The organism is Nitrospirota bacterium (assembly GCA_040752355.1).
Lineage (GTDB): Bacteria > Nitrospirota > Thermodesulfovibrionia > Thermodesulfovibrionales > Dissulfurispiraceae > JBFMCP01.
In genome coordinates this window covers 1-18,948 of record JBFMHE010000020.1, presented here as the reverse complement: position 1 = coordinate 18,948, position 18,948 = coordinate 1, and the positions used below count along the sequence as shown (strand labels likewise).

Here is an 18,948-nt window from a genome sequence, read left to right as displayed (position 1 = left end):
TGCCAGGGATGGAGGGAGGCGGGGCTTACTTATTTTTCTTGTTCCGGTGCTCCGGGAGCTTGGACCAGAGGCAGTGCTCTCTGAAGTCGTCGAGCCCCGAGTAGGTCTTGCAGATGCGCGGCCGCCTCTCGTAGATCGCGCAGCCGCGCTTGGTCAGGTTCGGGCAGGGGAAATCGATGGTGAGATACAGGAGGCCGTCCTCGGTCGTGACATGGAAGCCGCGGGCGCGGTAGAAGCGGGCGAGCTCTCTTTTCGTCTCTATATAGTTCTCCGGATCGATATAGATGCCGACCGCTTCGCAGCACTTGCGGCAGGAGATGCAGAGCTTCTGTTTTTCGGAAACCTTTGGCGACGGCATAACCTTATGATTATACCGATTGCCGCTGCTCCGCGCAAATATGCGGTACGCAGGTATGTGCACATGCCTGCGTACCGCACGGGCAAACGACCCCGCAGGAACAGCCGCGAGACTATTTTTTCGAGCCCGATCTCTTGAGAGAGGGCCGCCGCTTCCCGGCAGCCTCTTCTGCGGTATCTTCCGAGATGATCTTGTTGAAACGGCTCGGCCTTCCCGATGCGGTCTTGTCCTGGTAGAGGAACGCCAGGTGCCGTTCGTCGAACTGATGGAAGAAGTCGTCCCACGAGATCGGCTCGAGCGACTCCCTGCCCGAATACCCCGGGAAGTCGATCCGGATAATGTCGGGTCCGCCCGCCATCGTCCGCTTCACCGAGGCCGGGTGGCCGCCGCGCGACTCGACCCACTGCTTTATTTCCTCGTGATCCGTGGTCACCTTCGATACCGTCTTCGGGGCCGAGCCGCCCGAGCTCGACATCTTCGGCGACCTCCCTCCTGTCCCTCCTGAAACGCTGCTGCTCGATGCCCTTCCCGAGCTCCTTGAAGAGGTTCTGCTGAGACGTGCCATGGGGCCCTCCTTTCATAAGTGGTGCGAGGGGTGGTTAACGATGAGCGGTCCTTATCCAAGCATTTTCTTTTTAAAGTGTAGAGCCAATGGGAGGGGCTGTCAAATCGAGGGATCGACGGCGCTTCGCCGTCCTTTCATCAAGCCCCTCCGGCGGCCGGCAGACCGTTTGACCGCCCCTTCTCCGCACCTCTTCGGTATACCCCCGCCCGGCGAGCAGGGCGAGGGTCTCTTCACGGCCCGGGGCGCTCAGGATATGCAGGAAAATTTCGGTGGATATCTCTCGTCTACGGGGAGGAACGCCTCAGTGGGTCCTGATGTTCTCGATCAGGCGTTTTACTATCAATCCGTAGAAGCTCTCTTGGTCCGATTGGTAGAGCCAGCCGAGATGGGTGGCGCAGTGGGCGCAGAAGGCGTAGCACCAGCCGAAACCCTGGAACCAGGTGTACTCGACCGTAGGGACCCCATAGATGTAGCAGCCGTCGGCATGACTGTAGCAGCCTAAGTCGAAGGTATGCCCGGCGGGATTGGTGAAGGTGTGGCGGTGCTGCCCATTGACAGCGATGATGTGATCTATCGTCGTGATACGGTGGCCGCAGGTCCTGCAGAGGATATCGTGCTCTTTCTCCTGATGGTCGAAGGCATCATCTTCGTGCAGATCGATCGCTTCAATGTATTTGATTTCCATTGACTTGCAATACTGCAGCAAACGGGCCCGCTCCCTTTTTCGTGTAGAGCATCGTACTCTTCACATTGTACCAGAAAAGCGCTCCCGAACGCCTCCTGATTTTCCCTCCGCTTTTGAAAAGGAGCAGGGCCGAGGGGTATAATAAATCTCTATTCCGAGAGTCGAGGAGCGCTGCACGGTGAGCAACGACAGAGAAGGGATCAGGCGGGAATTCAGACGGCGGCAGAGCCGCCAGTTCCTCGCCATTGCCGTAACGCTGCTCGGTCTCGTCTTCCTCGTGCTCGTCTACCGTCGGCCGGACCTCTTCGGGGAGGGGATATCGAAAGGGGCGATCATGGCAGGGCAGCTCGTCCTTGTAGCCCTCTTTATCTGGTTCAGCCGCCTTAACTGGCGCTGCCCCTCGTGCAAAAGGTACCTGGGACCGGACCTCTTCCGCCAGGACTGCCGCTGCTGCGGCAGCCGCCTATGGTAAGGGCGCCTTTTTCATCGTCTTCACGACCTTTTCGAAGCTCCAGGGCAGCTCGCTCCTGAAGCGGAGCGGTTTTCCGGTCACCGGGTGTTTGAAGGCGAGCTGGTGCGCGTGGAGGGCGAGCCGCCCGAAGGGATCGGTGCGCGCGCCGTACTTCTTGTCGCCTGCCACGGGGTGGCCGATCTGCGCGAGGTGCACGCGGATCTGGTTCTTTCTCCCGGTGTCGAGCGCCAGTTCGAGCAGCGCGTAGTCGTGGCCCGCCCTGAGCGTCCGGTAGCGGGTCACCGCACTGCGCGCCTCATCATCGTCTCGAGCAGCATGCACCTTGAGGGCCTTGCTCTCTCGCAGCGGCAGGGCGATGGTGTCTTCCTTCCTGCGCGGCACGCCCTCTATCACCGCCAGGTAACGCTTGTCGACGTTATTCCAGTGCTGCTGGAGCGCCCGTTTTACCCGCTCGCTCTTCGCAAAGACGAGGAGCCCCGAGGTCTCGCGGTCTGTGCGGTGCACGATAAAGATGCGCTCCTGTCTTTCGGGTGCGCGCTCCTTCAGGTATTCGTTGAGCTGGTAGTAGGCGGTGCGCGTCCTCTCCCGTTCAGTCCCGATGGAGAGGAGCCCCGGAGGCTTGTCGATGACGATGAGCGCGTCGTCCTCGTAGAGAAGAGCGATATGGGACTTCCTGAGGATATCCTCGACCCTTCCCTGCTCGGTAGGGGAGATGACGAGCTCGTCGCCCGGCACGAGCGGATGGTCGTAACGGGTCACCGTCGCGCCGTTGACCGCTATCGCCCTGAACTTGAGGAGCTGCCTGATCCTGTTGCTCCGGTAGCCCCGCCGCGAGAGATAGGCGGCGAGCGTCGTCTCTTCTTTGATCGTGACCGTGATGAGGGGGGCCGGGGTGTGTACCATAATCAACTATTGTACGGCATTCGCGGTGGAGCGGCAAGCCGGTTGTCCTCTGCTGGCGAAACCGGAGAGGCCGGGGCCGATTAGGAAAAGCGCCGTCCATGCCGTATACTGGTAAAGGAGCATAAAGAGACGAAAGGAGTTCGTTATGAAAATCGCAGCAGTGTTACTCTGTGCCATCTTGCTTTTTCCCGCCGCCGGCTGCGGCTCGATGCCGGTGAGAGCGCAGCAGGAGATCGCGATCGCCCCTTCCCGCGTTCACGAGGACTGCATGGAGATAAAGAAGGGCGAACGGCTCGTCTATTCTTTCCAGGCGTCGCAGCTGCTCAGCTTCAATCTCCACTACCACGACGACAGCCACATAACGTATGCTATCGAGAAGGAGAACGTACGCGAAAGCAGTGGCACGTATCGCGCTGAAAAGGACCAGTACTACTGCCTGATGTGGACGAACCCCCAGAAGGAAGAGGCGCAGATTACCTACACCTATTCGGTGGAGAAGTAATCGTAATCTGAAAGCTGTTCCAGGGAGGGGGAGAGGATGCTGTGCGAGCGGTATGGTGAGCTTGCAGGAGGACAAGGATGTCCGGGCAAGCGAGCCTCCACACCTGCCCCAAAAAGACTCTGTCTTTTTGGGGACCCCATAGAACAGAGGGGCCCCGAAATGGCGAAGACATTTCGGGTTGAGGGCAGGATGCTTTCTGAGAATGAGTCGAGCACTGTATCCTCTCCCCCTCCCTGGAATGAGCGGAAGCAGGCGGGCATCAGTTCCACTTGAAGATGCCCAGGATATTCGAGAAGTCGTCGGTCCATACCGCTCCCTTTCCGCCGTCTTTCAATCTCCTCCAGCGGCCGTCACCGGCTATTGCGCCGAGGTCGCTCTCCTGCCGCGCGAGAGCCACCCAGGTGGAGCGGTACTTCTCGACCGTGCTGTCTTCCTCGTCGTCATCCCGGATACGGCCTGCCAGCCCCGCATCGCGGGCCAGACGTCCGAGCACCGGCTCGAGATCGAGGTATTTATTCGAGATATGGACAGCCAGGAGCCCCCTGTCCGCGAGCCTCGAGAAGTAGAGCGCGAGCGCCTCACGGGTGAGGAGGTGGACCGGGATCGAATCCGAGCTGAAGGCGTCGATGAGCATGAGGCCGTAGCTGCCGGGAGGCGCCTCTTCGAGCCTGAGGCGCGCATCGCCGATCACGATATCCCATTCCGCCCTGCATTTCTTCAGGTAGGTGAAGAGCGCCGGGTCGGTGGCGACGCGCCGCACGGCGGGATCTATCTCGTAGAAGGTCACCTTCTCTCCGGGCTCTCCGTACCCTGCGAGCGTTCCTATGCCGAGGCCGATCACGGCGAAACGGGTGCCGTGCGGAGAGCGGCGGAACCGGTCGAAGATCTGTCCCACCGGGCCGTCGGGATGGTAATAGGTGATCGGCAGGTCGCAGAGCGCGGGGTCGAGGCTCTGTTTGCCGTGCTGGATGCCGCCGTGGACGAGATACCGTGATTTCGCATCAGCGGCAGTGATGACCCGTATCACCCCGAAGAAGCTCCGCTCCTGATGAACGATATCCCTGTTCCAGTCATCGGCAATGACCAGCGCAGCGGCGAAGGCGACGACCCCGAGGCTGAATCGTAGCATTCTCTTCATGGTTACCAGCGCATAGCAGAGCAGCGCCGGCGGACCGTAGGTAAGGAGCGCGGCGAGGGTATCTTTGCCGATGCCGCTGAAGGCGCTGAGCGCGGTCATGTCCAGCTTCGACGCAGGCGCCTTCAGGATAAAGAGAAAGCTCGCCGCTCCCAGGACAGCGGGAATCCCGACATCGAGGCCCCGGTGCAGCCGGCTGCCGGACAGTATCGCATCCTTGCCGAGCGGCAGCAGCAGCGGCGAAAGGGCCAGTACGAACGGATACTCGATAACGGAATCGAAGACGAGGGGAGCGATCACGGCATTGAAGACGCCGCCGAGCACTCCTCCCAGGGACATGAGGAGATAGAACTCGGTGAGGCGGTGCGCGGAGGGGCGGGACCGGGCGAGCTCGCCGTGGCAGACCATGGCGATGATGAAGAAGACAGCCAGGTTCACCAGGAATACGATCCAGAGCGCGGGCTTCTCGTCGGAGAAGTTCATGGCCAGCAGCAGGACTGTCGCCGCCGGAAAGAGGCGGAGCATGACGCGGTGGAGGCGCTCCGGAAGCTCCGCGAAGACGAGGATGAACGAGAGGAGATAGAGCGAAAGAGGAATTACCCATAAGAGAGGGATTGCCGCTATGTCGGTGCCGAGATAGCTGGTGACCCCCAGCATCAGGCTCGAGGGCACGAAGGAAAGGGCGACCCAGCGGAGGCGTTGGCCCGGACTGATCGGCTCTGCCGGGGCGCTGCCGAGGGCGAGTGAGATCAGATCGGGTGCAGCCATCCCCTTCTGCTGCACCTTCGAGGAGGCGCGCCATACCGCAACGGCGCAGCCGATAGTGAGCGCAAGGAGCGCGCCGTAGCCGAGAGTCCAGAGGGAGCCCTGCTCTTTAAGGGTGAGGCCCGGCTCGATGAGCCCCGGATAACCTATCAGGGCGAGCATGCTGCCGGCATTGCTCGCGCTATAGAGGAAGTAGGGATTTTTCGCTGCGGGGTGATCGACCCCGGCGAACCACTTCTGGAGGAGCGGCGCGCTTGCGGAGAGGATGAAGAACGGCAGCCCCACCGAGGTGATGAGGAGAACGAGGACGACGAGTATGGGATGGCTCTCGCCGGTGAGGAGCCACTCCCGCGATATGGCGACCGGCAGGACCAGCAGGGCCAGGCCGAGGATGGCGGTGTGCAGTACGACCTGCTGCAGGGCCGAGAGCCGGCTCGCCGAGAAATGAGCATAGAGATATCCGGCGAGGAGCAGGGCCTGAAAGAACATCATGCAGGTGTTCCATACCGCCGGTGTGCCGCCGAGCAGGGGCAAGATCATCTTTGCGACCATAGGCTGGACCATGAAGAGGAGACCGGCGCTGGTGAAAAGGGTGAGCGTGAAGAGGCCCGGAACAAGAAAGCGGCGGAGCACGGTCAGCGAATCCTCCCTGTGAGCGAGTAGCAACAGGACATCATACCGGACTCAGGGGATTATTTCCATGCGGTAGCAGCAGCGCGGAGGGGATTACCACCAGTAAGGATAGGGACGGGACATCCAGAAGGGATCGTCCCACCAGAAGGGATAGCGGTACGGATAGCTGTAGGGATAGCGCCAGTGAGGGCCGTAGTAGGGAGGATAGTAATACGGCCGCTCCTCCTCCCAGAGGTGAATGTCCCTTATCTCGAAGACAGGGTAGGGGTACTCGACCTCGTCGAGCTTGCCGGTCTGGATACCGATGAATTCGCCCGCGATGGTGATCCTCCTGTCCTTTTTGTAGATTTCCGGCTCGAGGAAGCCGATATCCCGCGGATAGAGGGCGAGGTATCTCCCGCCGGCATACCGCGTACTCTTCAGGTCGCCGTCCTCATCGACAGGGATATACACTGCCTCGATCTGAGCGCCCCTGGGAACGAACTTCGTCTGTACGATCATCCCGCCGAGGACGAAGAGCCGCCCCTTGTAGGCAGAGGGGTTCGCCTGCATATCCTGGAGCGGGGGATTGATAGCGGCGCGGTCGAGGAGGTCCTGCCTCAATACCGGGGCGCAGGAGAGGAGCACGGCGAATAGCAGAGAGAGCGGAAGAAGTCGTCTCATACTTAACTTGTACAGCATCCCTCAGTGCTTGTCAAGGTAAGCATCCGATCATGAGCAGCTGCTGAAAAGATGGTATAATCGAACTATGAAGCGGGAATTGCTCAGAATGTGCGGCGTGCTGGCAGTGCTGGTGCTCTTTCTCTCCGGGTGTGCCGGATTCCGGCAGTCGGGCATACGGACGCAGAGCGTGAGGCCCGAGGAGGTGACCGGGACCTATACCCTGATATTGCATGGAGCGCAGCATATCGAGGATATCAAGACGGTCGCGTTCCTCGACCGGGAGGGAGACCAGTATACCCTGCAGCCGTATACGCCTGAATTCGAGTATACCGTCAGGCGGGGCGTTCCGGCGCAGGAGGCGCTCGCCAGGGCGCAGCGCTTCGTGAGCTGGCACAGTGATTTCTCCCGCGCGCAGCTGAGCAGGATCGTCGACAGGACAGGGGCGGTCATCGGCTACGAGATGAGGCCCCTCTACATGCCGTTCACCTTCGGACACACCGATATTCTCGATATCGATTACTGGACGCGGGGCAGCACGGTCAATATCAGCGTCAGGCTCATCCCCTCGGTCGAACGCATACGCGAGGGCGGCGGGCTCTTCATCGATATCGGCGACTGAAGGCAAATCCGAAATCCTAAATTCGAAGCTCTAAACAGTTTCTCGAAATGTAAAACGGTTTTATTGAGGGGTGTTCTGATTTGTTTAGGATTTCGTACTTAGGGTTTCGGATTTATTTCAGTATTCTCTTGCGCATGAGACGGAAGGGATAAGGCGCGATGATCGCCGCCACTGCGAGTATCCATACCACATCCCACAATGCCGCGCCGGGATTCCCCAGGGCAAAGGCACGGCATATGTTGACCAGGTGGTAGAGCGGCGTGAAGAAAGCGATCTGGGTGACGACAGGGGGCATGGTATCGAGCGGGAAGAATATGCCCGAGAAAAGGAACATCGGCGTCATGAAGAGCGTGTAAAAGTAGTTGAACGAATCGATGCCCGGCACCTTCGCCACAAAAACAAGGGAGATCTCGGCAAAGATGATGCCGCTGACGAAGAGCAGCGGTATGACCAGCACGACGAGGGGAGAGGCTACCAGCCCGAAAAGGGCGATCACGATGATGATCGTGGTCCCGTAGAAGACGCTCTTCGTCGCCCCCCACATCATCTCGCCCGCAGTGAGGTCGTCGATATTCACCGGCGTGGCGAGGATCGCATCGAAGGTCTTCTGGAACATCATGCGCACGTAGGTGCCGTAGGTGCATTCGTAGATCGCTGCGAACATCGCCGACGAGGCGATGATCCCGGGTGCGATGAAATTGATGTACGGCATGCCCTTCACCTCGGTGACGAAGGCGCCGAGCCCGAGCCCCATGGCCGCAAGGTAGAGAATCGGCTCTATGAAATTCAGGGCGAAGCTCGACTTGTAGAGCTTGGTATAGACCGTGAGATGCCGCTGCCAGACCCGGAAGGCGCGTTTGATGTTCATGAGGCGCCCCGGTAGATATCGGTGGCGAGGCGCTTCCCGGTGAGCTTCAGGTAGACGTCTTCGAGATTGCCGCCGTGCGTCTCCATGAGCCGGGCCGGCGAATCGATCGTGACGATCTTCCCCAGGTCCATGATCGCCACGCGGTCGCAGATCTGCTCCGCCTCTTCCATGTAGTGGGTCGTGAGAATCAGGGTGGTCCCCTTCTCCTTCAGCTGGTTCAGCTTGTTCCATACGGCATGGCGGCTGTGGGGGTCGAGCCCGGTCGTCGGCTCGTCGAGGATGAGGAGCTCCGGCGTATTGATGAGCGCCCGCGCCAGCAGGAGGCGGTGCTTCATGCCGCCCGAAAGGCTCTCGATCTTCGCCTTCGCCTTTTCCCGCAGCTCGACAAAGTCGAGGAGCTCCCCGGCGAGGGGTACCGAATCCCGCTTCGGGATATCGAAATACCGCGCATAGACGATCAGGTTCTCGAAGACCGTCAGATCGGGGTCGAGGTTGTTGTCCTGCGGCATCACGCCGATGCAGGCCTTGATCGCGCTCGGCTCTTCGGTCACCTCCCTGCCGAAGACCCGCACCTCTCCCGACGTGGGCGGCAGAAAGCAGTGGATGATGCGCATGACCGTCGTTTTCCCCGCCCCGTTCGGCCCCAGGAACCCGAAGCACTCGCCCTTCACGATCGAAAAATCTATACCATCGACTGCCCGGAAGGAGCCGTACTCCTTCACGAGGCTGCGCGCAGTAACTATGTCCATAATGCTAATTATAACAAGTACGGCATAAGAAGCCAGGAGCCATACTCCCGGGCAACCGGATCACAGCGGCAATCTCTCCTTTTTAAAAGCGTGCCGAAACAGAGAGTTACCAGCGCGGTTTTGGGACGGTCTTGGGCTGTTTTTTTCTGGAGATTCAATATGTTATAATAACAAGTACACTTTTAAGCAAGAGAGGTTAATGAATGACTCCCACGAAGGCATCGATCAGCATAGAAGAAGAGATGAAGGTGAGCTACCTCGATTACGCGATGAGCGTGATCATCGGCAGGGCGCTGCCCGAAGTGCGGGACGGGCTCAAGCCGGTGCAGCGGAGGATTCTCTACGCTATGTTCAGGGAAGGGCTCCTTCCCAATAAAAAGTATTCCAAGAGCGCCGGTGTGGTCGGCGAGGTGCTGAAGAAGTACCATCCCCATGGCGACTCGGCGGTCTATGACGCAATGGTGCGGCTGGCGCAGGACTTCAATATGCGCTACATGCTCGTCGACGGGCAGGGCAACTTCGGCTCGATCGACGGCGACCCTGCGGCAGCGTACCGGTATACCGAGGCGCGGCTCGCGAAGATCGCCGAGGAGCTGCTGGCCGATATCGACAAAGAGACGGTCGATTTCACCCCGAACTTCGACGAGACGACCGAGGAGCCGACGGTGCTCCCCACCAGGATCCCCAACCTCCTCATCAACGGCTCCGCCGGCATCGCGGTCGGCATGGCGACCAATATCCCGCCCCATAACCTGGGAGAAGTGGTGGACGGCCTCGTGATGCTCCTCGACAACCCCGAGGTGACGATCAACGAGCTGATGACGGTTATCAAAGGCCCCGACTTCCCCACGGGCGCGATCATCCACGGCACCGAGGGCATCGTCAACGCCTATACCCATGGCAGGGGGCTGATCAAGGTCAGGGCGAAGGCCCGCATCGACAGGGACGCGAAGGGGCACGAGAGCATCATCATCACCGAGGTCCCCTACCAGGTGAACAAGGCGCGGCTCATCGAGAAGATCGCCGAGCTGGTGCGCGAAAAGAAGATAGAGGGCGTATCCGATATCCGCGACGAGTCGGACCGGGACGGCATCAGGGTGGTGCTCGAGGTGAAGCGCGGCGAAGTCGGCCAGGTCATCCTGAACAATCTCTACAAGCACACCGCCATGGAATCCACCTTCGGCGTGATCATGCTCGCCCTGGTGGGAGGCCAGCCGCACATCCTCAATCTCAAGAGGATGCTGAGCTATTTCCTCCAGCACCGCCGGGATGTGATCCTGAGGCGGACGAGGTTCGAGCTGCGGAAGGCGGAAGAACGGGCCCATATCCTGGAAGGACTGAAGATCGCCCTCGACCACCTCGATGCGATCATTTCGCTCATCCGGAATTCGAAGACGCCCGAAGAGGCGAAGAACGGCCTGATGGCAACCTACCCGCTCTCCGCGCTCCAGGCCCAGGCGATCCTGGACATGAGACTCCAGAGGCTGACCGGCCTCGAGCGGGACAAGATCATCAAGGAGTACGAGGAGACGCTGAAAGAGATCGAGCGGTTGAAGGCGATCCTCGGCAGCGAGGCCCTCGTCTCGAAGATCATCAAGAAAGAGCTCACCGAGGTCAGAGACAAGTACGCCGACGAGCGGCGGACCGAGATCGTGGCCGGGACGGCTGACCTCACCATCGAGGACCTCATCAGCCAGGAGGATATGGTGATCACCGTATCGCACAACGGCTACATCAAGCGGAACCCGCTCTCGCTCTACCGGAGCCAGCGCCGCGGCGGCAAGGGACTGACCGGGATGGAGACGAGGGAAGAGGACTTCGTGGAGCAGCTCTTCATCGGCTCGACCCACGACTACATGCTCTTTTTCAGCAACAGGGGGCGCCTCTACTGGCAGAAGATATACCAGATCCCCGAGGCGGGCCGTGCGGCGAAGGGCAAGGCGATGGTCAATCTCCTGCCGCTCTCCGAAGGCGAGCGCATCACCACCGCCCTCAACGTGAAGGACTTCAAGGAGGGCTATCTCGTGATGTTCACCAAGGCGGGCATCGTGAAGAAGACCGCCCTCGAGGAGTACAGCAATCCCCGCGCCAAGGGCATCATCGCCGTGACCCTCGACGAAGGCGACGAGCTGATCGCGGTCAAGCGGACCACCGGCAAGAACGACATCGTCATCGGCACCCGGAGCGGCCTCGCCGCGCGGTTCAACGAGGAGGATGTCAGGTCGGTCGGCAGGACCGCCCGGGGCGTCATCGGCATACGGCTCTCGAAGGGCGACGAGGTGGTCTCGGCCAATGTCATCGAGGAGAGCACGACGCTCCTGACCGTTACCGAGAAGGGTCTCGGGAAGCGGACGAAGATCGAGGAGTACCCGGTCCACGGCCGCGGCGGCAAGGGCGTCATCTCGATCAAGGTGGTCGGCAGGGGCGGCAGCGCGGTCGGCCTCATTCAGGTGAAGGACGAGGACGAGGTGGTCCTGATCACGAACAGCGGAAAGCTGATACGGATCATGGCGCACAACATATCCGTCCTGGGCAGAAATACCCAGGGAGTGAAGCTCATGGACCTCGAAAACGGCGACCGGATCGTCAGCATCGGCAGGGTCGTCGAGGACAGGGTTATCGAAGAGTGAGGAACGCCGAGGTCTGGATATTCATCTTCATGGTAGGCCTCCTCGGTCTCAACTGGCCTCTCCTCGAGGTCTTTTATACCGAGGTGGCCCTCTATCTCTTCCTCTTCTGGTTTCTCCTCATCGTCCTTACGGCGGGCGCAGCGTACAAGTATAACAACAGCAAGGATCAGCAGACCGGGGAGAGCGGGGCGCGGAAACCGCTGACAGGCGAAGGGGGAGGGCCTTCCTCCTCCGCGGATTTCCGGGCTCCCTAGCCCAGGCATATACATCAGCATTCGGCGGTGGTCGGCGTGTTTGCGCCACATAACCTTTTCATTATCGTTCTCCTGTACCTGGTGCTCCTCTTTGCGCTCGCCTACTATGCGGAGCGCAAGGAGCGGTCGGGTAAGAGCATTGTCAATAACCCCTACATCTACTCTCTTTCCCTCGCCGTTTATTGTACGTCCTGGACCTTCTACGGCAGCGTCGGCAAAGCGGCTACCTCGGGTCTCTCCTTTCTCACTACGTACCTGGGCCCCACGCTCATGGCCGCGCTTTGGCTCGTGGTGCTGAAGAAGGTCGTGAGGATCGCGCGGGCCAACCGGCTGACGACGATCGCGGACTTCATCGGCGCCCGGTACGGCAAGTCGCTCTCGCTCTCGGCGCTCGTCACGGTCATCATCGTCGTCGGCATAGCCCCTTACCTGGGCCTCCAGATGAAGGCGATCATCGGCACCTTCTCGATCATCTCGGGGGAGGGGGCCGGCAGCATGACGGCAGGGGTCGTCATCACCTTCATTCTCGGGGTCTTCGCCATCATATTCGGCGCACGGCGGCTCGATTCGACCGAGCGCCACGGCGGGCTCGTCTTCGCCATTGCCTTCGAGTCGCTGGTAAAGCTCGTCGCCTTCCTCATGGTCGGCATCTTCGTCACCTACGGCCTCTTCGACGGGTTCGGCGATATCATGGCCAGGGTCAAGGACTCGGAGCATTCGGTGCTCCTCTTCCTCGGCACCGGCACCGGGACCGAGTACGCGGAGTGGCTCGCGCTCCTCATCCTCTCGATGATGGCGATCGTCTTTCTGCCCCGGCAGTTCCAGATGGCGGTCGTCGAGAACTACGACGAATCCCACCTCGCCAAGGCAGCCTGGCTCTTCCCGCTCTACCTCTTCCTGATCAATATCTTCGTGCTGCCCATCGCCTTCGGCGGCCTCCTGCTGGGCGGCGGCCCGAAGGGCGCGGACTACTTCGTGCTTACCGTTCCCCTGGACAACGGGGCGAAGTATCTCTCGCTCCTCGCCTTCATCGGAGGTTTTTCGGCGGCGACCGGGATGGTGATCGTCGAGGCGATCGCCCTGAGCACCATGGTGATGAACAGCATCATCACGCCCGCCCTGATCAATTTCCACGAGGCGCCCCGATTCCCCAAGGTCATCCTGAACATCAAGCGGCTCGTTATCCTCGGCATCGTGTTCCTGGGATACTCCTTTACCTCTTCGGTGGGCGAGTACTACAGCCTCGTCGATATGGGGCTCCGCTCGTTCGAGGCGATTACCCTCTTCGCGCCCTCCTTCTTCCTGGGGCTCTACTGGAAGAGGGGGAACAAGAAAGGGGCGATTGCAGGGCTCCTCGCGGGGTTTGCCGTCTGGTTCTACACGCTCATCGTGCCGACGCTCATCGAGGCGGATATCATCAAGAATATCGGCCTGGTGGCGCGGCTGACCGGCTCGGAGTGGTTCAATCCCCACAGCCTGCTCGGCATCACCAGCCTCGGCAAGTGGGGCAATGCGCTCTTCTGGAGCATGCTCATCAACGTCCTTCTCTTCGTCGGCTTCTCGGTCTTTACCAAGCAGTCCAAAGAGGAAGAGATACAGGCGCTGATCTTCGTCGAGTCCTACGAGCAGGTGCGGGACCTCGGCCGCGGCAGCTCCTATTCGGTCAGGGACATCGAGCAGGTGCTGATCCAGTGCCTCGGAAGGAGCGAGGCGCGGGAGGCGATCGAGCGGTTTCTCGCCCGGAAGCGCAAGAAGCGGGACGAGCTGAACCGCCGGGATATCCTCGAGCTGCGGAACGAGGCGGAGAAGGTCCTCGGCGGCGCCATCGGCTCATCGATGGCAGCGCTCATCTTCGAGAACAAGCTGGTCCTCACCGAGCAGGAGCGGAGCGAGCTCTCGGAGTCGATCAAGACGATTACCGAAAACCTCCGCTTCTCCCGCCGGGAGCTGACCGAGGCGAACCGGGAGCTCTCGCACCTCAAGGAGTTCAGCGAGAACATCATCGAGAGCGCGCCCATCGGCATCGCCACGGTCGACGCGCTCCTGAAGGTCAATTACTGGAACCGCGAAATGGAGGCGATAACCGGCATCGACAAGAGCGAGGCATTCAACAGGTCTATCGTCCTCCTGCTGCCGTGGATGCCGGGGAGCGTCCTCCTGCAGAGCGACCAGAGCGAGGCGGTCTTCCAGACGCCCGGCCACAAGACCCTGAAGGTGAACCTCAGCCCTTTCAAAGACCCCTCGGGCGGATACGTCGTGGTCCTGGAGGACATTACCGAGAAGAGGAAGATGGAAGAGCAGCTCCTCCAGGCATCGAAGCTGGCGAGCATCGGCAAGCTCACGGCAGGCATATCCCACGAGATCGGCAACCCGCTCGCCTCCATCTCCTCGCTCGTCCAGGAGCTCCGGAGCATCGATATGAAGACGCAGGAGGACCTCCGGTTTACCGGCGATTCGCTCAGGACGATCAACAGCAACATCGAGCGCATAGCGAATATCGTCAGGAGCCTGGGGGACTTTGCCCGCGTCTCCTCGACCGAGAAGGTGCCCTCAGCCGTCGCCGATATCCTCGATCGTACGGTCAACCTGGTCAAGTACGACAAACGGTTCAAAGCAGTACGCTTCTCGACGGAGATCGGCGATCCGCTCCCCCCCCTTACCGTCAATCCCGACCAGATACAGCAGGTGCTGCTGAACCTCCTGCTGAACGCGCTCGATGCCATGCCCGCGGGCGGCGCGCTTACCGTCTCCATGAAGAATGCGGGAAATTATGCGGAGATCGCCGTCAGCGACACCGGCGCCGGTATCGACGATGCGGTGATGGGCCGGATCTTCGATCCTTTCTTCACCACCAAGCCGCTCGGCAAGGGAACCGGACTAGGACTGAGCATATGCTATGGTATAATCAAGGAGCACAACGGCAGCATAACGGTCAGGAGCAGGAAGGGAGAGGGCACGACGTTCGTGATCAAGCTCCCCGTGGAGTGACATGTCTGAAAGAATTCTTATCGTCGAAGATGAAGAGGCGCTCGGCGCCTCGTTGAAGAGGGTCTTTACCCGCGAGGGATACGCGGTCGACACCGCAGGCAGTGCGGAGGTCGCGCTCAAGCTGTTCGACGAGGGGCGCTACGACCTGGTCATCACCGATATCATTCTCCCCGGCATCAACGGTATAGAGCTCCTCAGGAAAGTGAGAGACAGGGTCCCGGGGCAGGCGGTCATCGTCATGACCGCCTATGCATCGCTCGAGACCGCTGTCGAAGCGCTCAGGGCGGGCGCCTACGACTACGTGGTCAAGCCGGTTATACACGAAGAGATAAAGCAGATCGTCCGCAACGCCCTCAACCAGAACGCCCTGCAGCGCCAGAACGTCCTGCTCAAGCGGGAGATCGAAAAAGAGTACGATTTCAGCAATATCGTCGGCGACAGCCCTGCCATAAGGAAGGTGATCGACGAGGTGAAGAAGATCGCCAACGCCCGGAGCAATGTCCTGCTTCTCGGCGAGACCGGGACCGGGAAGGAGCTGATCGCGCGGGCGATCCACTTCAACAGCATCAGGGCCGGCCGGCCCTTTGTCCCGATCAACTGCAGCGCCATCCCCGAAAACCTCCTCGAATCCGAGCTCTTCGGTCATGTGAAGGGCGCGTTCACCGGCGCGGTGATGTTCAAGAAAGGGCTCTTCGAAGAGGCCGATGGCGGCACCGTCTTCCTCGACGAGATCGGCGACCTCGGCATCGGGCTCCAGGCCAAGCTCCTCCGCGTGCTCGAGGATCACCAGATCAGGCCGGTCGGGGGAACACAGAGCGTGAAGATCGACCTCCGCTTCATCTGCGCCACCAACAGGAACCTCGAGCAGGCGGTGAAGGAGGGCCGGTTCAGGGAGGACCTCTTCTACCGCATCAATGTCATCACCCTCAGGCTCCCGCCCCTCAGGGAGCGGCGGGACGACATCAGGCTGCTCGTCGATTATCTCACCAGGAAATACTCCATTGAGCTGGGGAAAGGGGCGAAAGAGATCGATCCCCAGTCCATGGAGCTCCTGACCGGCTATCAATGGCCCGGCAATGTCCGCGAGCTCCAGAATATCATCGAGCGGGCGATCCTGATCGCCGAGGACGGCGCTATTCTCCCCGAACACCTCCCCGAGGGAGTACGCGCAGGCGGCTCCTTTACCGACGAGGTCCTCGACGGGAAGCTCTCGATCGAGGACTATACCAAGGCCTTCATCCAGAAGTACCAGTCTGCCTTTACCGAGCAGCAGCTCGCCGATATGCTCGGCATTACAAGGAAATCCCTCTGGGAGAAGCGGAAGCGCTGGGGCCTGAATAAAAGCTCGTAAGGGAGCTCGTAGCCGGGCGCCCGGGACACCCCGGACATCCCTGCAGCGGCGCTGCTAAAGATTTCCCTGGAATCGCTGATAACCATTGAGAGGGAGCAGTGCTTCGAGCCCTTGCCGGAATCGCTGCCGATGCGCAAGATACTGATCGTCGATGATGAAAAGAGAGTGCGGCTCGCCTTCAGCGAAAATCTGAAGAGCAGCGGCTTTGCCACGCTCGAGGCTGCCGACGGCAGCGAGGCGCTCGACATCTTCGGGAAAGAGCGGCCCGACACCGTGCTCCTCGACTACAAGATGCCGGGAGCGAACGGCATCGAGGTCCTCCAGGAGCTCAAGAAGCTCGATCCCGATGTGCCGGTCATCATGGTAACCGCCCACGGGGACATCCCCATCGCCGTGGAGGCGATCAAGCTCGGCGCGTACGACTTCATCACCAAACCCCCTGACTTCGAACGGCTCTCCCTCACCCTGAGACGGGCGATCGACAAGTACGAACTCGAGAAGAAGCTGAAGAACATGCATGCCGTTGTCGACACCTCGCTCGAGTGGCTGCTCGGCAAGAGCCCTGCCATAAAACCGATCATCAAACAGATCTCCCAGGTCGCCCGGAGCGACTTCTCGCTCATCATCCAGGGCGAGACGGGTACGGGCAAGTCCTTCATCGCACGGGCCCTGCACAACCTGAGCAAGCGGGCGGACCGGCCGTTCATCGCCGTTGATATGGGGTCGATACCCGAAACCCTCGTCGAGAGCGAGCTCTTCGGGTACGAGAAAGGGGCTTTTACCGGAGCCGAAAAGAAGAAGAAGGGGTTCTTCGAGCTGGCGCAGGGGGGCACCCTTCTCATCGACGAGCTCCAGAACATGTCCGCCTACGTGCAGAGCAAGCTCCTCAGGGCGGTCGAGGAGAAGAGGATCTATCCCCTCGGCAGCACCCAGCCGGTTGCTATCGATGTCCGCATCATCAGCGCCACGAATACCGATATCCGGCAGGCGGTGAAGGACCGCACGTTCAGGGAGGACCTCTTCTACCGGCTGAGCGAGTTCATGATCACCATACCGCCGCTCAGGGAACGGGGCGACGATATCCCCTTCCTGGCGCAGAAGTTCTTCAGCGAGGCGGTCGAAGAGCTGAGCAAGCAGGTGCGGGAGATAGACGACGGCGCTGCCGCGCTCCTGAAGCAGTATGCGTGGCCCGGGAACATCAGGGAGCTGAAGAACGTGATGCGGAGAGCGGTCCTCATCGCGGACGACAGCGCGGTCAAGCCCGAGCACATAGAGTTCCTGATAAAGAGCGCCGAAGGCGCGGCAGAGGCTGCTTCCCCTTCGATGGCGGCAACGCAGCCGGCTCCGGAGACGGATCCTCCTCCCGCCAGCCTCCAGGACGCCGAAAAGAACGCCATAAAGCGGGCGCTCGAGTCTACCGGCGGCAATAAGACGAAGGCTGCCGCCATTCTCCAGATCGACTACAAGACGCTCCTCAGAAAGATCAAAACCTATGGCATTTAGGTATACCATCCCACCCTTTCAGGGCAGGGCGGGATAGGCTGCCTCCTCTCCTTTTTTCCCGAGAAAGTCTAGTTATCAGTCGTTTCTTTCCTGGCATCGCTTTTGAATAAGACTTTTTCAGTCCGGTAATTCAGGGCAAGGGAGGGGTTATAATGGCAGGGTGGAGCGATACGCACCGGCAGGCATTCAAAGAGGAGGCGTACGAGCTTCTCGGCGAGCTCGAAACCGCGCTCCTCGATCTCGAAGAGCGGCCGGATGATCCGGACCTTATAGGGCGGGTCTTCCGCGCCATGCATACGATCAAGGGGTCGGGCGCCATGTGCGGGTTCGGCGAGGTCGCCGCCTTTACGCACGAGGTGGAGACGGTCTTCGATCTCGTACGCAACGGTTCTGTCGCGGTCTCCCGGGAGTTGATCGACCTGACCCTCTCCTCGCGCGACCTCATACGCGCCATGATCGACGTCTCGAACGGGGATGGTGATGCAGCGGTCGAGAGGTCCGGCGAGATCGTTACCGGCCTGAAGAGACTGGTCCCCGGATCAGCGGCATCTCCTGGAAGACCCTTGCCGGCGTCTCGTAAAGAGGATTCCGGGGCTGCCGAGGGGACCGGGGGATTGGTAACCTATCGCATTTATTTTAGCCCTGCTCCCGACATATTCGCGAGAGGCGTCAATCCCCTGCTGCTGCTCAACGAGCTCCGCTCGCTCGGCGGCTGCAATATCGTCGCGCATACCGAGACCATACCGATGCTCGAGGAATTCGATCCCGAGCAGTGCCGGACTGCCTGGGAAGTGCTTCTGACCACTGATAAGGGTATAAACGCCGTTAAGGATGTCTTCATATTCATCGCGGATGACAGCAAGCTGGATATCGAGGTCGTCCGGACTCCCGCCGGCGTGTCCGCTGACGGTGGCAGCATCGAATCAGCGTTCCTGGAGCAGCATCACGCCAGGGCCCAGAGGGAGGACTCCCGGAAAAATGAGAGCGGCCAGAAAGGGGAGTCTTCGGCGAGCATGCGGGTCCCGTCCGAAAAGCTCGACAGCCTTGTCGACCTCGTCGGCGAGCTCGTCACCGTGCAGGCCCGCCTCAGCCAATTCTCGGGCATGCGGAGAGAGCCTGCCCTGCAGGTCATCGCCGAGGAGGTGGAGCGGATAAGCACCAGCCTGCGGGACAAGGTGATGAACATCCGGATGCTGCCGATCGGCAGCACGTTCACGAAGTTCAAGCGTCTGGTGCGGGATCTTTCGAAGGAGCTGGGCAAGGAGATAGAGCTGACGACCGAGGGGGCAGAGACCGAGCTCGACA

17 protein-coding genes are annotated in these 18,948 nt (G+C 60.4%); 9 read left to right on the top strand and 8 right to left on the bottom strand.

The window, feature by feature from the left end:
• Positions 1-25: 25 nt before the first annotated feature.
• The 3 genes from AB1805_13515 to AB1805_13505 form a co-directional block, all read right to left on the bottom strand.
• Positions 26-358: a YkgJ family cysteine cluster protein gene (locus AB1805_13515; GenBank protein MEW5746444.1), complete on the bottom strand. Its 333-nt coding sequence runs from the start codon at positions 356-358 to the stop codon at positions 26-28.
• Between the two features lie 112 nt (positions 359-470).
• Positions 471-923, bottom strand: a complete 453-nt coding sequence (locus AB1805_13510; GenBank protein MEW5746443.1) for a hypothetical protein — start codon at positions 921-923, stop codon at positions 471-473.
• Positions 924-1,224: 301 nt separating this feature from the next.
• Complete coding sequence (locus tag AB1805_13505; GenBank protein ID MEW5746442.1) at positions 1,225-1,608, bottom strand: cereblon family protein; 384 nt, start codon at positions 1,606-1,608, stop codon at positions 1,225-1,227.
• Positions 1,609-1,786: 178 nt separating this feature from the next.
• Between AB1805_13505 and AB1805_13500 the strand changes: the two genes are divergently transcribed.
• Positions 1,787-2,080 carry a hypothetical protein gene (locus AB1805_13500; GenBank protein ID MEW5746441.1) on the top strand — a complete coding sequence of 98 codons (294 nt, stop codon included), beginning with the start codon at positions 1,787-1,789 and terminating at the stop codon, positions 2,078-2,080.
• On the opposite strand, the gene AB1805_13495 is transcribed toward AB1805_13500, so the two are convergent.
• Complete coding sequence (locus AB1805_13495; protein ID MEW5746440.1) at positions 2,072-2,983, bottom strand: RluA family pseudouridine synthase; 912 nt, start codon at positions 2,981-2,983, stop codon at positions 2,072-2,074. The genes AB1805_13500 and AB1805_13495 overlap by 9 nt on opposite strands.
• Positions 2,984-3,128: 145 nt before the next feature.
• On the opposite strand from AB1805_13495, the gene AB1805_13490 reads away from it, so the two are divergent.
• Positions 3,129-3,485: a hypothetical protein gene (locus AB1805_13490; protein MEW5746439.1), complete on the top strand. Its 357-nt coding sequence runs from the start codon at positions 3,129-3,131 to the stop codon at positions 3,483-3,485.
• Positions 3,486-3,744: 259 nt separating this feature from the next.
• Here AB1805_13490 and AB1805_13485 read toward each other — a convergent pair whose 3' ends face one another.
• Both AB1805_13485 and AB1805_13480 read right to left on the bottom strand, forming a co-directional pair.
• A complete protein-coding gene (locus AB1805_13485; protein ID MEW5746438.1) occupies positions 3,745-6,051 on the bottom strand; it encodes a fused MFS/spermidine synthase in 2,307 nt (768 codons plus the stop codon).
• A gap of 60 nt (positions 6,052-6,111) precedes the next feature.
• The gene (locus AB1805_13480; GenBank protein ID MEW5746437.1) at positions 6,112-6,681 is read right to left on the bottom strand and encodes a Slp family lipoprotein; all 570 of its coding nucleotides are present in this window, start codon (positions 6,679-6,681) and stop codon (positions 6,112-6,114) included.
• A gap of 85 nt (positions 6,682-6,766) precedes the next feature.
• Here AB1805_13480 and AB1805_13475 point away from each other — a divergent pair, with 85 nt between their 5' ends.
• Positions 6,767-7,300: a hypothetical protein gene (locus tag AB1805_13475; protein ID MEW5746436.1), complete on the top strand. Its 534-nt coding sequence runs from the start codon at positions 6,767-6,769 to the stop codon at positions 7,298-7,300.
• 112 nt (positions 7,301-7,412) lie between these two features.
• On the opposite strand, the gene AB1805_13470 is transcribed toward AB1805_13475, so the two are convergent.
• Entirely contained in the window at positions 7,413-8,168 is a 756-nt protein-coding gene (locus AB1805_13470; protein ID MEW5746435.1) for an ABC transporter permease, read from the bottom strand.
• Positions 8,165-8,917: an ABC transporter ATP-binding protein gene (locus tag AB1805_13465; protein MEW5746434.1), complete on the bottom strand. Its 753-nt coding sequence runs from the start codon at positions 8,915-8,917 to the stop codon at positions 8,165-8,167. The genes AB1805_13470 and AB1805_13465 overlap by 4 nt, the downstream gene beginning before the upstream one ends.
• A 203-nt stretch (positions 8,918-9,120) precedes the next feature.
• Here AB1805_13465 and gyrA point away from each other — a divergent pair, with 203 nt between their 5' ends.
• The 6 genes from gyrA to AB1805_13435 form a co-directional block, all read left to right on the top strand.
• Positions 9,121-11,547, top strand: a complete 2,427-nt coding sequence (gene gyrA / locus AB1805_13460; protein ID MEW5746433.1) for a DNA gyrase subunit A — start codon at positions 9,121-9,123, stop codon at positions 11,545-11,547.
• Positions 11,544-11,801, top strand: coding sequence for a hypothetical protein (locus tag AB1805_13455; protein MEW5746432.1), 258 nt, complete (start codon positions 11,544-11,546; stop codon positions 11,799-11,801). The genes gyrA and AB1805_13455 overlap by 4 nt, the downstream gene beginning before the upstream one ends.
• A gap of 36 nt (positions 11,802-11,837) precedes the next feature.
• On the top strand, positions 11,838-14,789 hold the full coding sequence (locus tag AB1805_13450) for an ATP-binding protein (GenBank protein MEW5746431.1): 2,952 nt from the start codon (positions 11,838-11,840) through the stop codon (positions 14,787-14,789).
• A 1-nt stretch (position 14,790) separates the two neighbouring features.
• Positions 14,791-16,140 carry a sigma-54 dependent transcriptional regulator gene (locus tag AB1805_13445; GenBank protein MEW5746430.1) on the top strand — a complete coding sequence of 450 codons (1,350 nt, stop codon included), beginning with the start codon at positions 14,791-14,793 and terminating at the stop codon, positions 16,138-16,140.
• Between the two features lie 111 nt (positions 16,141-16,251).
• Positions 16,252-17,643 carry a sigma-54 dependent transcriptional regulator gene (locus tag AB1805_13440; protein MEW5746429.1) on the top strand — a complete coding sequence of 464 codons (1,392 nt, stop codon included), beginning with the start codon at positions 16,252-16,254 and terminating at the stop codon, positions 17,641-17,643.
• Between the two features lie 152 nt (positions 17,644-17,795).
• On the top strand, positions 17,796-18,948 hold a 1,153-nt coding region (locus AB1805_13435), incomplete at its 3' end, for an Hpt domain-containing protein (GenBank protein ID MEW5746428.1).